Origin of the sequence: Candidatus Cardinium hertigii (assembly GCF_050864915.1) — a bacterium.
GTDB lineage: Bacteria > Bacteroidota > Bacteroidia > Cytophagales > Amoebophilaceae > Cardinium > Cardinium hertigii_D.
The window spans coordinates 63,924-81,547 of sequence record NZ_JBOZWY010000005.1 but is presented as its reverse complement, the minus strand read 5'-3'; the positions used below and the strand labels follow the sequence as shown (position 1 = coordinate 81,547).

7 protein-coding genes are annotated in these 17,624 nt (G+C 35.2%); 1 reads left to right on the top strand and 6 read right to left on the bottom strand.

What is annotated here, in order from left to right; genetic code table 11:
- The first annotated feature begins 265 nt into the window (after positions 1–265).
- On the top strand, positions 266–3,805 hold the full coding sequence (locus ACRRVD_RS03790; RefSeq protein ID WP_432461799.1) for a sodium:solute symporter family transporter: 3,540 nt from the start codon (positions 266–268) through the stop codon (positions 3,803–3,805).
- A 32-nt stretch (positions 3,806–3,837) separates the two neighbouring features.
- Here ACRRVD_RS03790 and ACRRVD_RS03785 read toward each other — a convergent pair whose 3' ends face one another.
- The 6 genes from ACRRVD_RS03785 to ACRRVD_RS03760 all read right to left on the bottom strand — a co-directional run bounded on the left by ACRRVD_RS03785 (position 3,838) and on the right by ACRRVD_RS03760 (position 17,590).
- A complete protein-coding gene (locus ACRRVD_RS03785) occupies positions 3,838–5,307 on the bottom strand; it encodes a UDP-N-acetylmuramoyl-L-alanyl-D-glutamate--2,6-diaminopimelate ligase (protein ID WP_432461798.1) in 1,470 nt (489 codons plus the stop codon).
- Complete coding sequence (locus ACRRVD_RS03780) at positions 5,307–7,490, bottom strand: penicillin-binding transpeptidase domain-containing protein (protein ID WP_432461797.1); 2,184 nt, start codon at positions 7,488–7,490, stop codon at positions 5,307–5,309. The genes ACRRVD_RS03785 and ACRRVD_RS03780 overlap by 1 nt, the downstream gene beginning before the upstream one ends.
- Positions 7,432–7,794, bottom strand: a complete 363-nt coding sequence (locus tag ACRRVD_RS03775; RefSeq protein WP_432461796.1) for an FtsL-like putative cell division protein — start codon at positions 7,792–7,794, stop codon at positions 7,432–7,434. The genes ACRRVD_RS03780 and ACRRVD_RS03775 overlap by 59 nt, the downstream gene beginning before the upstream one ends.
- A gap of 81 nt (positions 7,795–7,875) precedes the next feature.
- The gene (locus ACRRVD_RS03770) at positions 7,876–9,375 is read right to left on the bottom strand and encodes a carboxypeptidase M32 (RefSeq protein ID WP_432461795.1); all 1,500 of its coding nucleotides are present in this window, start codon (positions 9,373–9,375) and stop codon (positions 7,876–7,878) included.
- Between the two features lie 104 nt (positions 9,376–9,479).
- Positions 9,480–11,573 (bottom strand): ATP-dependent DNA helicase RecG, encoded by a 2,094-nt coding sequence (gene recG / locus ACRRVD_RS03765; RefSeq protein WP_432461794.1) that lies wholly within the window; start codon positions 11,571–11,573, stop codon positions 9,480–9,482.
- Positions 11,574–12,547: 974 nt separating this feature from the next.
- Entirely contained in the window at positions 12,548–17,590 is a 5,043-nt protein-coding gene (locus tag ACRRVD_RS03760; protein ID WP_432461793.1) for an ankyrin repeat domain-containing protein, read from the bottom strand.
- Positions 17,591–17,624: the final 34 nt, after the last annotated feature.

Below are 17,624 nucleotides of genomic sequence, written 5' to 3'. Positions count from 1 at the left end.
CTAAAATAGTTAGAGGGTAGATGTAGATCCAATGGATATCCCTTTGTTTTTTACCCTTTTTGCTATAGGTCCCTGAAGCCTATTCAAATTAACCCACACCCTCTTCTCCCTACAAGAACCATCGTCTCAAGCGAGACCAAACCCGATTATAGAAATTTTTTAGGATACCGCTCTTTAAATTCTTGGTTTTTTACACCAAAATTTGTAATATAAAAACATATATCTTCTCTATAGTCTTTTTTATACTTTCTTAATTTTTTGCGTTATGATTTACTTAAATATGACTATTGTAATAGTAGGGGCTTTTTTATTGTCAACACTGGTAGTAGGGATTTACTTTAGTAGAAAGAAAACCACCTTCCGAGAATATGCAGTGGGGAATAAGCAGTTTGCTACGGCTACTTTGGTGGCTACGGTGTTGGCTACTGCTTATAATGGAGGAACCCTAATACGTAACATAGAGTGTATCTATCAACTTGGATCATATTGGATAATGCTTACGATTTTAGATTGTTGTTCATACTGGTTTATGAGTAGGTTAGGATTACGTATGGGGCCATTTATGGAACATTTTTCTATAGCAGAAACAATAGGTAGTATCTATGGTAGATATCCACGTATCGTTGCTGCTTTGTTTAGTATATTACATTGTATGATTATGGTTATTATACAAATTAACGTAATGTCCCAGGCACTTAAGATTTGTTTGGGATCAATTAATCCCTATACAGTCACTATCTTTTCTACCTTACTCCTTATTTTCTATTCCATCTTTGGTGGTGTTCGTTCTGTTACTTATACAGATGTACTGCAGTTTATAACTTTTGCCATTATTATTCCTCTATTAGCCTGGTTTATGTTTATAAAAATAGATAAACCAGTTTCTGAAATCATTCCTATACTACAAAGCCAAACTAAGTTTCAGTTTACTAAACTATTTAAGTTTAATGCCCAGATGGTGGGCTTATTGCTGCTAAGCCTATCTTTTATAGTCCCTTATGGCAGTCCTGGACTTATGCAACGGATTTATATGTCTTCTGGACCGATTCAGGTCCAAAGGGTTTTTATGTATACAACCCTTTTTACCTTTTGTATAAAATCTTTTATAGTTCTAACAGCCTTGTTTACTTTTGCAGGAGCATTAAATTTACCAATAGAATCAGTTTGGGGCTATATAACAGACCATATTCCCTCTCTTTTTAAAGGATTTTTAGCCATTGGTTTGCTAGCGATGACGATATCTACAGCAGATTCCGCGTTAAATGCTTGTTCTGTTATATTTAGCAACGATATAACGCAAACTATACAAAATAAAACAAAAATATCTGACGCTTATAAACTTAGAATGGCAAAAGGTACCACTTTAGTAGTAGGGCTATTGTCTATGCTGATAGCATTCAAATACAGAAACTTGTTAAAGTTACTGTATTGGTCTCTTGATTGCAGTAGACCTATTATAGCAGCTCCTTTTATATTATCTGTCTTGGGCTTTCGAGGCACTACTCGTACCGCTTTAATTGGTATGACTACCGGTCTCTTAACCATCTTAGCTTGGAACAAATGGATTGAGCCTGATACAGGTATAAATGGTGCCTTTATTGCTATGCTGGCCAATGGCCTTGCTATGATGGCCGCCCACTATCTACTCAAGCAGCCAGATGGTACCGGTTGGGTGAAACCCGATCACGTATTTAGACAAATCCAACAAGAGGATTCCCGGAAGCGTGCGGAGCGAAAAGAAGCTATTCAAAACGCTTGGGCCAATAGAAAAGCCACCTTATCCCAGTTGATAACCAGCGATGTTACCCTATATTTAATAGGGATCTATACAACCACTACTGCGATTCTAAGTTATTGGTTTATTAAACCAGATTGCATCTATGCTGCCCTATGTCAAGTGGTTGTAGGTGCTTTTTTTATAGCTTCTAAAGCTTTCTTTGGCAAAATACTTCCCAACTGGTTTATTAACCTAGTTGCACTTATAACCTTAGCCGTTTATCTACCTTTAACACTGATTGGAAACTGGTGGGATATGGTAGATCCCATCTTTAGTCTAGCTTTATCTTTGACCCATTGTGCGGTAATCTTATGGATATTGCCCCTCTATCTCGCTATAGGGGTGGTAGCTACTACATTTTTAGGGGGGGAGCTTATTGCATTTGGATGGTCTTTTGCCCTATTTGCTTCCTTATGGCCGCTATTCCTAGCTGGTCTATGTATCTTTGCCATTATGATCTATTTTAAAACCAAAATAGATAAACTTACCCGACAAAATATTTACCTGAAAGATCAAAAAAAGATTACCGCCTCGCAACAACTAAAAGCGTCTCTCTATGAGGCGGCCCTGGTTCCCTCCACGCATCTCAATTCTCCTAAAGGATATGGATCTATTTTAGCACAAGTAGTGCGTAAAGTAGAAGAATCTATTTCTTTTTTAGATAACCATACACCCCTTTATAAAGAAGATTTCCAAACCATTATCCATAAATTTTATGATTGGATAGCCTATTTTAACAGCAGAGAAACTGCCAAAACGCATGCACTATTGCAACCTAATAAAATTACTCTAGATAAGCTGATTCGTACAGTAGAGGTTACTTTATCCCAGGAGATAGAACATCCACCTAAACTACTGGTAAAAAAAATAAGACTGCCTAGCAACCCATTGGGTACCGATGTAGTATGTGATATCCATCAGGTAGCTTACGCACTGGTTAAAATTATTTTACGAATGGGTAAGCTAACTCAAACCATTCCACCCATTGTTAAAGTAGCACTCCATCCTACTGCTTTGCAGTTTAAACAAGCCGATGGTATTGGAAACAGTTCTCCGGTCTGTATTGATTTTCAAGCTATTGCGCTAGTCATCAGCCCGTCTACTATGCATCACAATGACCTACCTAAGATAAAAGCGTGCTATCATAAAATAGATTGTATCGATCTCAAAGAAGAAACACAGGCCCCACCATCTATAGATCTGGAACAAGATACCCTATCTAGTGTAGTGCGTGCCCATTATGGTTATCTAGAAGCTTCTCTTGACGAAAAGAAACTTTATATCCTAATGGTATTGCCTATAGATATTACCGATATTCTACATAAAATGACTGCTAGATTGCCTATAGATTCCTTAACTAGAGAAGCTCCTATTGCGCCTAAGGAGCAAGCTGATTCGATGATGCAGCTCATGCAATTCCATGACCATGTCTGTATATCATCGTCTGAAGTGGATCCTATTGATGTAAAGACTATTTCAAGTATACTTTTATTGCTCAGGAAGCAGTTTGGCTTTAAGCGGCATATCTCTGGCCAATTGTTTTATGTACGCGCAGTAGGGATTGCCCAACTGGTAGTAGATTGGGTTTTCCACTCTCCTAAGGTGGTTTATGCTGCTTTGCTTTATGGATTGGTACGCCGTACCTGTTTACCCCTTTCTTATATCAAAGAACATTATAACTTAGGCGTCTATGCTTTTGTATCCAATGTAATAAAAATAGATAAACGGGAGGAGTTAGACCATCCTTCTTTGCTTTATGTGCAGAATAGACTGGCACAAGCCATTAAAGAAGAACATCTACAGCTTTCTGTGCTGTTTATAAAACTGGCCGAACGGCTTTATGACCTACGCCATGCAGCTGGTTACATTCATCTATCAGAGGTCAAGCATATGGCGCAAGAAACACTCAATATAGATGTGCATATAGCCCATACATACCTGGACCCAACAATAGGGCAAGCATTAGAAAAGGCCGCTAAAGAAGCATTGGACCTCTGTATCCTTACGGAAAAAGACCAAAATAGTTAGAGGCTGCGCAAAACAATATGGTTGGTTTACACCTAAACTACTTTTGCATCGCCTAAAACTTCCTGAACTATTTTTGCTTCAAAAAAAGGATATTTCACCCCTTTGATTGCTTCATAATATTGATGCCCTTTCCCTGCTATTAAAATTAGATCGTTTGCGTACGCCAGTAAGCAAGCTGTTTTAATGGCCATCGCTCTATCTATGATATGCAATACCTTTGGAAGGTACACCTCGGGTACAGCTTGTTGCATCGCATTTATAATTTTTTGTGGATCTTCTTCTCTTGGATTATCACTGGTAAATATAGCAATGTCACTATTTTGAGCTAAAATCTTTCCAATCATCGCCCGCTTTTGTTGGTCACGATTGCCCCCACACCCCATAATGGCAATAAGCCTACTTCCAGCAGGACGGATGGCATGCAAGGTATCCATTACTTTTTGAAGGGCATCTGGCGTATGGGCATAGTCTATTATAACTTGTTGTGATTTTCCATGGTGCACCCGATTCATTCTTCCTAAAATAGGGGGAATCGCCGAAAGTGCAACCAAACTTTCTTGCCCACTTAGCCCCAATAACTGAGCGGTACCATAAGCAGCCAAGAGATTACTGGCATTGAATGCACCCAGTAGTTGAAACCATATCGACTGATAATCTAGGGCTAATTCTAACCCATGTAAAGTATTGGTCACTATTTTTGCTCTAAAATCAGCAACGTCTTGAAGTGAAAAAGTAAATTTTTTAGCTTTACAATTCTGAAGTAGTATCTGACTGTGTTTGTCTTGCTGGTTCATAAGGGCAAAAGCAGTAGAAGGCAAATGGTCAAAGAGTTTTTTTTTAGCCTGAATATATTGGGAAAAATTAAGGTGATAATCCAAATGTTCATGGGTAATATTGGTAAAAACAGCACCTGTAAAATGGAGGCCTGCTAACCTTTCTTGGACTATGGCATGTGAACTTGCTTCCATAAAACAATATTGGCAACCCGATTCTACCATAAGATGTAAGAATGACTGTAATTGCAAAGGATCTGGCGTGGTATGGCTAGCGGGATAAGTTTGGTCTAAAACTTTATTGTATATGGTAGAAAACATACCCGCTTTATAGCCCATCTTGCGGATCATATGATATAGTAAGTGTACAATAGTGGTTTTACCATTTGTACCAGTCACTGCTACTAGTTTTAGTTTTTTACTGGGTTGTTGGTAAAAATTAGCGGCCATGATCCCCAGTGATCTAGCCGTAGAGTAGACCACTATATAGGTTACATTTTCCTGAATGGAGTCAGGCAACCATTCGCATACAATAACGCTACTACCTGCTGCTATGGCCATTGATATGTAGCTATGTCCATCCAATTGACTACCATTTATAGCAATAAAACAAGAGTGAGGTACTGCTTTACGGCTATCAAAACAAATACTTTCTACAGATAGGTCGACTGAACCACATATTTCTTTTACAGAAATTCCTACTAGAAGCTGTTGAAGATTGTGCATCATTACTTTAATAAAATAGTAATATGGTTATCGATTACTTTAGATTGTTTGGATACTGCACCATGTATATTACCCGCTACTGTAACTTTAAGACCATGTTCTTCTAATAAAAAGAGTGCATCACGTAGCTTCATATGCAATACATAGGGTACTTCTTTTGGAGATAGGTTGTGGCATGGCTGAAAGGTTACAGCTGTAGAACTGATCTGCATACGACCCCAAATTGGGGTCGTATCATCTATAGGTTCAGGTAGAGGGAGGTGCAAACATTGGTACAAAAAACGGAGTTCATGGGCATTACCTACATTAGAAAGTAAGGTTGGATATGGGCGCACAGACCCATTAATGGGTTTTCTTGCCTGCAAATCTTTTCCAGCTATTCTATCCACAATATCTTTAAATATAGGTGCAGGTACTTCTGAACCAAAACGAAAGGTTGCACCTTGCGGATCATCTACTACAATAATGCAACTATAATAGGGACGATCTGCTGGAAAATAACCAGCAAATGAAGTAAGGTGGTGGTTCGTGTACCTTCCATTCACCAATTTTTCAGCAGTACCCGTTTTGCCAGCTATTTTATAAAATCCATGCTTAATGCGTTGTGCAAGCCCTTTTTCTACGGTTCCTTCTAACATAAGTTTTAGTTTATGCAACGTTTCATCTGAACAGATTTTTTCTTTTAAGACTGTAGTTGGAAAAGTTTTGATGATGCCATGGGCTGATTGTACATGTTGCACCAACATAGGCTTGAGCATTTTACCATTATTGGCTACTGCGTTATACAGTACCAACATCTGAAGTGGGGTTATCTGTAAGTTGTAACCAATAGAAAGCCATGGAAGTGCTACGCCACTCCACATTTTACTTTTAGGGGTAATCATATAAGGTTTTCCTTCTCCAGCTAGTTCAATCCCCAATGGTTGATGGATACCCAACTGCTCCATATAATTGATAAATTTTTGAGGGACTGCACCAAACGTTTCATGAATGGCCATAGAGATACCCACATTAGATGATTTTTCAAATACTTCTTGCAGGGTAAGCAACCCATAACCTCCTTTTTTAACATCTTTCATCGATCTGTTATAAAATCGTACCACGCCTTGACCCGTATCTATTGGCTTGGTAAGCGGCCATCTTGTTTCCTCTAATAAAGCCAACATAGATGCCAACTTAAAAATTGAACCCGGTTCTACTCTACCTTGATTGCCTATGGCATAGTTATAGGCTTCTATATATCTTCCAGATTCTGTACGAGACAAATTAGCAATTGCTTTAATAGCTCCAGTAGCAACCTCCATTACAATCGCACAACCATTTTGCGCATCTGTTTGCTTAAGAACGGTCAACAAACTGCTTTGGGCTACATCTTGTAAATTGATATCTAGCGTAGTGACCAAATCACATCCATGTATAGGTGGTATCACGGTACCTTCCGGAACCTTTTTCCAATTGCTACCTACCACTTTCTGGTAAAATGTCTTTTCATCTACTCCTTTCTTACCACCTACTACTTTTTGATACAGTGCCTTGCCATTTACTCCTTTTAATACTTGGTTAAAGGAATATTCTAGACCATACGCATGTCTTTCCCTGTGCATGCCAATGGTACGCCTGGCTAATTCCTTAAAGGGGTTGTACCGTTTGTATTGTGCTTCAAAAATCACGCCTCCCTTAAACCTACCCTGATTAAAAATAGGCCAACGGCTCATCATTTTTTTTTCTTCATAGGTGATGTATCCTTGATCCAAGAGTAGGTACCTCCGTTTTCTGGCACGCGCATCTATAATTAACTTTTTGTAATAATCAGAAGGATAAATTTTATAAAAATCAGACAATGCCTGGCTAAGTGGATCTATTCCTATTTTAAAACAGACATCTGAAGCCAGAACAGGGTCTAAAGCAACCCTATAAAAGGGAAGAGAAGTAGCCAATAAAGCGCCATCATCGGCATAAATATTACCTCTGGTGGCCAGAATAGGTCTATATTCTAATTGTGCCACTTTGGCACGATGGCGCCACTTATCTATTTCTAAAAACTGTAAATAGACTATTTTCCATATAACGATCCCGACAAAAAATACAACAGAAAGAAAGACTATTCTGGCACGTAATAAAATTGCCTTAGTATGGACCACTTTTTTTATTGGCTTTAATGGTATAGGGCGGGGTTTTACTTTCATAAATAGCCAATGGTACAACCCTTTTAGCTACTTCAGATTGTTTGCTATCAAACATATAACTAGATTGTAGCTGCATATGTTTCACACGAAGCGCATCTACCATAGGCTGGAGCTGATGAATTTTATGCAAAATTCTTTCATGGTAATGTGCATTCCAAATATAAAGCAACCCTAAAAAGAAAAGGTACAATAGACGAAATACATAGTAAGGGGTAACTAAAGAGATGCCTTTTAAAGCCAGTTTTTTTTCCAATCGACCAAATAAAGTGAATCTTTTAATAGGTTTATAACTATTTTCCTTCATTTCTACCACTAGAAGCCATAAGTTTTCAAAAACTTACTTTTTTATCACGGCTAGTATAAAAAAGTAAGTTGGCATAGGAACTCAATCAAAATTTTGATACTTCCTCCTAATATAATCTTTATAGGGTTGCGTAGATATAGGATGACCGGTAACACGTTGTATACTTTCCGCAGCATTATACATCCTACCAAACTGATGAATATGTTTATGTAACCAATCCTTCATAAATGCAATTGATCCTTTTGCCACTTTTACATCCCAGTCTGGAAAAGATTGAACAAAAGCAGAAAAGTATTGAACCGCATAGATATTACCCAATGCATAGGTCGGAAAATAACCAAAATGACCTGAAGACCAATGAATATCTTGTAAACATCCTTCCGCATCATTTTTAGGTGTAATGCCCAAAAGCGCTTGCATCTTCATATTCCACATCTCTGGCACATCTGATACATCCATGGTCCCCTCTATCAATGCTTTTTCTAACTCAAACCTAAGGATAATATGCAATGGATAGGTTACTTCATCCGCATAAATACGAATAAAAGAAGCTTGCACATGATTGATGTGTCGGTAAAAATTGGCAAGTGATAGCTCGTTAAAATGTGGAAAATATTTTTGAAAAATAGGGTATATATAGGACCAAAAAGGAAGAGACCGGCCGACCATCACTTCCCACCACCTAGATTGACTTTCATGCACCCCCATCGAAACAGCTTGGGCGTGAGGTGTAGACCAGTCTTCTTTAGAAAGACCCAATTCATAAAGTGCATGGCCACCTTCGTGTAAAACAGCAAAAATATTCTGCAACAACCCACCCTCTAAGTTTGTAGTTATCCTTACATCAGAAGAATGTATACCGGAACAAAAAGGATGTGCAGAATAATCCAACCTAGTATTTTCACCACTAACGCCTATGCTCTTTAAGAGCAAATGGTTGAATTGCATTTGTGCTTCTTGTGGAAAAGAATGGTCAAAATATATCTTATAAGGACTATCTTTTCCATCAGTATTTTTTACGATAGAAGATAAAAAAGAAGATATATCCGCAAAAAGAGTGGATAAAGTAGAAGCGGTTACACCAGCTTCATACAAATCAATTAATGCATCATAGGGACTATCTACATAGCCCAGTAGATTGGCTTTTTCTCGATTAAGATCCACCACCTTTTTCAACCAAGGACGAAATAACGCAAAATTAGAAGTTTCTTTAGCCTTTTTCCATACTTCTGTTGCAGTAGCAGTAGTAGCATAATATGCCTGAACAAAAGATTGTGGCAACTTAGTGGTCCGCTTAAAGTCCTTACACCACTGCTTAAGGTTGGATGCTGCTATTTTAGATAAGCCTTCTAACTTAATTTCTTCTGTTTCTATATCAATCATTTCTGCCAAGGCATCTCGGTATTTACTACTGGTTGCCTCCCCATGCGCCAAGCTGGCAACATAAGCAAGTTGCTTGGCACGTATATCAACCGCACCAGCGGGCATATAAGTTTGCTGATCCCATGATAAGAGCCCTTTTATCTGACGAAGCAACTGAATATGGCTAAACTTTTCTACAAAGCTTTTATATAGTGACATGATCTTTTCATTATAGTGACACGATCTTTTTATTAAAAATTAACCCAAGAAAGCTAAAACGAATGGTATCTGCTCAATCCTTTATTTCTTATATAAACGCGCTTTTATCCTACTCTATTCCAATCTCCAGCTGAGACCAGTAATCTAGTATATTCCTTATGAATTACCAAATGATCAGGCTGCTGAAAATTCGGGTCTTGTTGAATAATATCTTTAGCAATCCCACGTGCTACTTCTAAAATAGCAGCATCCTTAGATAAATCAGCTATTTTTAAATTTAGTATACCACTTTGTTGCACCCCCATTAGGTCACCTGGGCCACGGAGTTTGAGATCCAACTCAGCTATTTCAAATCCATTATTGGTTTTAACCATTACTTCCATTCGTTTTTTTCCTATTTTATTTAAACGATAATCGGTCATCAATATACAATAAGATTGCGCACTACCACGCCCTACCCTGCCACGGAGCTGATGCAATTGCGATAGTCCAAATCGCTCCGCGCTTTCAATAAGAATTACCGTAGCATTTGGTACATTAATTCCTACCTCTATAACCGTTGTCGCTACTAGAATACCTGTTTCATTTTTTTCAAAACGCTTCATCTCTATTTCTTTGGCAGGAGCGTCCATCTTTCCATGTATTATGCCAATAGGCGTATTTGGAAAAGCCGTAGAAACAGAGGTATAACCATCCATAAGATTGTGGTAATCCAACACAGCAGAGGCTTCTACAAGAGGATAAACAATGTATATCTGTCTACCTAACAGAAGTTGTTCTTTTATGAGTTGAAAGACTTTTAACCGAAAATTTTCATAGTAGTGTTGCGTCTTAATAGGTTTCCTCCCTGAGGGCAATTCATAAATAGTGGAAAGATCCAAATCACCATAAAAAGTCATGGCCAAAGTTCTTGGAATAGGCGTAGCGGTCATAATGAGTATATGTGGCGCATAAACTTGATTTTTAGTTAAAAGACCAGCACGTTGTGCAACACCAAAACGGTGTTGTTCATCTATTACAAAAAAGCCCAGTTCATTAAATGAAACTGCATCACTAAGTAACGCATGGGTACCCACCACAATAGGTAATAAACCTACCTTTAACCGATACAAAATATGTTCTCTCTCTTTTTTTTTTGTACTCCCTGTCAGTAAAGCAATGTTCAAATTCAAATGTTGTGCAAAAACACGAAAACGTTCAAAATGCTGATGGGCTAAAATCTCAGTAGGCGCCATAACCGCCACCTGTACTTTGCTGCTCACCACCATTAACATGGCCAAAAAAGCAACAATTGTTTTGCCGCTTCCCACATCACCTTGCAAAAGTCTGTTCATCTGCTTGCCAGAAGCTATGTCGCAATAGATCTCTCTAATGGCCTGTTTTTGGCCATCGGTTAAATGAAAGGGCAAATGGTAGTGGTAAAATATATTGAACAGTGATAAATCATTAAATATTTTACCATTTTGTTTGGTGGAATAAATTCGTTTTTGCTTAAGCAGTTTTAATTGAATATAGAATAATTCCTCAAACTTAAGCCGCCTTTGGGCCTGTCTTAGTAGTGATTCGTTATCAGGGAAATGAATATTTTGAAAAGCTTCTTTAAAAGAAGATAGTTGATAGCGTGTTAATAAATAGTTCGGTAAGGTTTCTCCTATCGTTGTACGAAGCTGACTCAACAGTTTACTTTGCAGAAACGCAATACCCTTTGTATCTAGCTGATGCCGCTTTAGTTTTTCTGTAGCATGATACAAAGGCAATAATTTATCTTTTTTTTTTTGAAGCCGCTCTACAAGACAAACTTCTGGATGCATCATTTGTATTGAACCTTGTGGTAAAAAAACAGGTTTGCCCCAGATACGGTACAATACATTTGGTTTAATTTTTTTTATAATCCAAGAAAAGTTATGGAACCATATCAATTGCAGTTCTCCGGTTTGGTCCTCAAACTGTGCCACCAGTTTCTTTTTTCCTTTGTCAATCTTTTGCAAATTGGTAACATATCCTTGCAATTGTACACTGGAAGTAGCAGGCGTTAACGATGCAATTGTAAAAAGACGGCTTCTATCTTCGTATCGAAATGGATAATGTTTTAAAAGATCTTCGTAGGTATATATATTGAGTTCATCCTTAAGCAGTCGAGCTTTATCGATTCCTACAAGTAAAGTTATATCTCTAGAAAAAAAATCATCTATATCCATTTCTACCTCCTAAATTATCTTAATCGATTAAACCGTTATACTGCTATTCGGAACACAGCGGCACCCACTCTCTAGACTTTCATACTTATCTTCATCTTCCCCAAAAGCATTGTAAATAATTTAAATCTAAAAAAAGAATTAGATTTACTATCTAGTGGATATGTGAGGAGCATACCTTAAAAGAAAAATTGTGTATAATTTTTATTAAAATGATCGGTTTATCCACTGTCCATTTAGTCTTGAAATCGATCTGCGTGTTCACTGTAAGTGGTAACTTGAAAAGTTTTTTAAAATTAATTTCAATAGCTCAATGTTTATCAACTGGTATATGTTTCGTATTTAATATATTTTGTATTTTTTTATATTGATGCCGTAACTTTTAGATTAAAAATTATTTTTATATTACTGATTATTAGACGATCATATGTAATTACTTATGGATTTAAACAGCGGGTTCATCAAAGGCTATTTTTAAAAATACTAGTTGTCAATCTTTTATTTTTTAGTTAAAAAATAAGTATAAATTCATTTTTATTGTATCTATTATAATTTGACTATCAGTATAAAAAATTTATTTAATCCAGAGCTAACGTTGATAATCAATTTATAAAGTTTATTATAGGAACTACTTTTTGTATATCTTGTGACTTAAAAAAATAAACACATGATATAATTATAAATGTATTTAAAAATATCTTTCTATAAAATTATGATTAAAAATTCATCAAAAAGATATTTTCTGATTTTAACTCTGCTTAACCAGTAGGAGGAAAGGGAAGACTATGGATAAAAAGTGTATAACTTTTTTCTTAATAGTTTTGTTTATATCAAGTGTATAACTCTATTGATGGTCTTATTTTTATATGGCTCGTCTTGCTTGGATGGTTCATAAGAAGATCAATATGTGGAATTTTGGTGTAAAAACTAGAATGGACCGAAAAATTAGGACTAATTTTTCGGTCCATTCTATACTCTTAGTCGTTAGTCGGTATATATTCCATTGTTTGAGGGAGTGTAGGGTATATTTTATCGCTACTACTAGTAGATGGAACGTTATAAACGTATTCATCTTGCGTTGGAAGACTGCACATTGATTGGGTTAATGGTGAGATCATTCCATTTGAATATATGCTTGACCTATATTCTTTATTAACTTTACCAAAGAATAGCTGTATCATTTCATTGGTTGTCTTGTGATTTTTTCTTACTTCATAGGCAGTTTTTCCATCTTTATTCTTAATTTTTGTGATTTCCTTCAATCGTTCCTTGTGCTGCTCAAGAGGTTTTAATAAAGAGATGGCAAAATTATCATGCCCATCTCTAAGTGCTATATGCAAAGCCGTTTCTTGATAATTATCTCGAGTGGCTATAATCTCTTTTAATCCTTTTAAATCTTTCTGAAAAAGTTTTAGTAAGGAAGTGATAAACTGTTCATCGCCTTTTTCAGCTGCTATATGCAAAATAGTTTTTTTATCCTTGTTCTGATTTTGTATAACCTTTTTCAATTGTTCTTTGTCCTGCTCAAGAGGTTTTAATAAAGAATTGATAAAATCATAGTCCGCTTTTTGAAGTGCTATATGCAAAACCGTTTCTTTATGACTACCCATAGTTTTTAAATATTCTGTATATTTTATAAGATTTTTCTCAAAAGGTTTTACTAAACTAGCAAAAAAATTATAATGCTCTTTTTGGAGTGCTATGTGCAAAGCTGTTTCTTTGTTATTGTTAGTCGTTTTTATAATTTTGTCTAACTCTTTTAGATTTTTCTCAAAAGGTTTTAGTAAATCAGCTATGATATTATAACTGCCTTTATTAGCTGCCATATGCACAAGAGTGTTTCCACATTCGTCAGCCTTTTTTATCCACTCCTTCAATGTGTCTAAATCTTGGTTAAAAGGTTTTACCAAAGTAGCTATAATATCACAATTGCTTTCACAAACCGCTGTATCTGAAGAAGTTTTTTTATTATAAACCGCTATATGTAAAGCAGTTTCTCTACAATTATTCTGAATGCTTATGAGCTTCTTCAATTGTTTCTTATGTTGCTCAAAGAATTTTAGTAAAGAATCGATAAAAACCAGATTATTTTTTGCAGCAGCTATATGCAAAGCCGTTCTTTTATCGCTGTTCTGAGTTTGTATAAATTCTTTCAATTGTTTCTTATGTTGCTCAAAAGGTTTTAGTAAATAAACTATGGTATTATAATTGCCTTTATAAGCTGCGATATGCAAAAGAGTCTTTCCATGTCCGCCACCCTTTTTTATCCACTTCTTCAATGTTCCTAAATCTTGCTCAAAAGGTTTTACCAAACTAGCTACAATATCAGAATTGCCTCTACAAACGGCTATATGCAAAGCTGTATATCCATTATTTTCCTTAATTTCTAGCAGTTTTCTTAGTGTTTTTCGATCGTTCTCAAAAGTTTTTACTAAAGAATTTATGATTTTATCATTGTTTTCAGCCGCTGTATGTAAAATAGTATTTCCATGATTATTCTGTATTTCGAGAAGTTTTTTTAGTTCTTCCGGATTTTTCTTGAAAGGTTCTAGTAAATCGGCTAGAAAAGCTGTATTACGATTTTTAATAGCAATATGTAAAGCTGTGTTTTCATTTTCATTCTGTATTTCGAGAAGTTTTCTTAGTGTTTTTCGATCGTTCTCAAAAGTTTTTACTAAGGAATTTATGATTTTATCATTGTTTTCAGCTGCTGTATGTAAAATAGTATTTCCATTTTCATTCTGTATTTCGAGAAGTTTTTTTAGTTCTTCCGAGTCTTTCTTGAAAGGTTCTAGTGAATCATCTAGAAAAGCTGTATTACGATTTTTAATAGCAATATGTAAAGCAGTATTTCCATGATTATTCTGTATTTCGAGAAGTTTTCTTAGTTTTATTCGATCGTTCTCAAAAGTTTTTAGTAAGGGATTTATAATTTCATTTTTCTTTTCAGCCGCTGTATGTAAAATAGTATTTCCATGATTATACTGCATTTCGAGAAGTTTTTTTAGTTCTTCCGAGTCTTTCTTGAAAGGTTCTAGTAAAGCAGCTACAGAAGCGATATCACCATTTTTAATAGCAATATGTAAAGCAGTATTTCCATAATTATCCTGTATTTTCATTATTTTTTTCAATTTTTCCAGTTCATTATTAAAAGGTTTTAGTAAAGCAGCTACAAATCCTATATGATTCTTTCTCATAGCAATATGCAAAGCAGTATTTCCATGATTATTCTGTATTTCGAGAAGTTTTTTTAGTTCTTCTGGATCGTTCTTAAAAGACTCTAGTAAATAATAAATAAAGTCGAAACGGTTATATATAACGGCAATATGCAAAGCCGTGTTTCCCTCCTTATCAAGCTTGCTTACAAAGCTTATTAAAAAGCTTACATCATCGTGAATGCTATTCAATAAAAAACGCGCAATATCTATATTGCCTTCTTCTGCTGCTACGTGTAATGCAGTTTTTTCTTCAAATGTTTTTTTATTTCTTCCTTGATTGTATGCTGGGTTGTACAGATTTTTAATCATTTCGCCCGATGTTTGCAAGGCTACTTGACTTAGCTGTTTATTTACTAACTTTTCATTTATAAAAGATCGAACACTTTTATGATTTACATCTGTTAAGATAGACAGCAATAATTTCCATTTAGTTGGATTCGGTGTATTACTCTTTTTTATTATCAAATTCGTACACCATTCAGATAAAAAATATTCGCCCAAGATTGGATGTACAAATGCTGAGCCGTTCTGATCAGATTTAACCAATTCAGTAGCTAGAATCATATCTAAATTCTTTTTTTCTATATCTAACTCTAAAGAATGGACTAAGCTTTTAGCTAATTTCTCACAACATTTGTTGGCATCAGATTTAAAGTTATTTTTCTGTGTATCCTCTATAATCCCTACTTTTTTAAAATAAGTCTCATACTTACCATTGATAAAATTTGCATAGATCTCTAACCTATTTTTACCTATATAACTCAAATCTGGTTCATTATTCTCCCTTACCCAGTTCTTAAATGAGCTTATACAATTTTTGCTTACAATATCACCTTCTACCTTTTTTTCTTCTTTTGAACCTGTCAGTAGTACATGCAAATGAAATGGGATACCTATAAACGATTGATCACCTTGAAACGTAGATTGTACCTTATTTGTAAAGGCTTTACTATATTCCTCAATTTTACTGTCGTCAATTTTACCATCCCCAGAAATATTTAACGTATCTTTACTGCACACTAGATTTAGACGATTTGTTAGATATTTTTTTACAAAATATTTCTGTTCATCATCATCTAATGGCTTAAAGGTTACCGCAAATGTGGATAAAGCATCTTCTAATGTTTTTTGATACTGCAAAGAAGTTGTAACCCAAAACGTAACATATGTATTGTTTCTTAAATGCCTTAGTAATGCAGTAACTTTATTCCTATCTGATGCATCTGTTACTTTATCAAAACCATCGAAAATAATCAACAAAGGTGTTTTATGATTTTTTGCTACCTCTAAAGTGAATTTTAATAAATCTTGGGCAATGTTATATTTCAAATCTTTGTTAATTGCTGATAAAAAATCAGCAATATTAATAGCATTGACATCAATATTTTTAATGTCTTCTAAATGGTTTTGAAGCTTTATGTTAATGAGCCAATTGCAGGAACCTCGCCTTGATAAGTTATTTAGATTATATTTTAATTGATATAATTTGGTTAAGGTAGTTGATTTGCCCATACCTGGATCAATAGCAATAATTACGGCATGTCTATCTTGTATAGCCTCCAAAAGTTCGTTTTCTCCATATGCGTTTTTATATTCTTTTTTATCAACATAATCACGTAAACTGTGTAAGCTTCCTTTGGAATTACGCCAAATAATTTGCTGATTATTTTCATTTTCTTCTACTTCAAGCCAGTGTACCGTATCAGAAAGATTATCAAAAATTTTTTTTGATTTTTGTATATCTTGCTTGACAAAAATTTTATTTTTATTAAACATACTAGGTTCTACCCCAAGTAATTTTCCAAGTGCATCGTAATCATCATTAATTATACCACTAAATATAAATTTATCTTTTGTTCCTTGTGTGAGTGTTGTACATAGACCGCGTATTCTTTTAGACTTATTATTAATTACAACTTTGTTAAATTTTCTATCGGTGTAAAAGTTAGGATTATAGATCTTTTGTAGGATCATGCACTGTGGCCCACTCCACTTTATCCAATATATTTTCTTATATGTTTCCTTATCACATAATTCCTTAAACGTTTTTTCTGTAAATGCACTATTTACCAACCGTATGGCTTTATTTTTAGATAATGTATAGTAGGGATGGGTAAGAATGCCTATATCATTACAGATAGCTTCTCTTTTATACTGTTCTAACTCATTGAGGAATAGATTCTTCGCATCATCTTCATTGTTCGTATTTATACCGCTAATGATGTAAATTTCTTCTTCTTGATTACGAAGAAGATTGGTATATAGCGTTTCTCTATTCACTGGTTCAAATAGTTCAGTGTATGCGCCTTCTAAATCACTAATGTTTAATGGCTTACTATTTATGTTGGGTAAACTACTGTAAGGGTACTTAATCAATTGTTCACTTATTGAACGGTAGTGCTCGTTAAGTACTTTAGGATCAGTGTATGCGCCTTCTAAATCACTAATGTTTAATGGCTTACTATTTATGTTGGGTAAACTACTGTAAGGGTACTTAGTAAATTGTTCACTTATTGAACGGTAGTGTTCGTTAAGTACTTTAGGAAAGGCATCCATGCTTCTTAACTTTTCTAGGTTAGTTTGTATTTGATTTAGCGAACGATTCTTTTTCAAAAGATTATTGTTGGAATGAGAATTTTTTGGCTCAGTGGTATCTTTTATATCTGATACTGGACCTAGTCGTGTTTTTGCGGGGGCGTATCGGTTAGCTTCTGCTGCTTTGTCTATTTCTCTAGAAAGGCGATTATTTTTTTTAGCTGTATTTTTTCTTAAAGCTGGTTTATTTTTTTCAAAATCATTCATTTTTTTTAGTGCTTGGGTTTTTAGTAATTTTTAA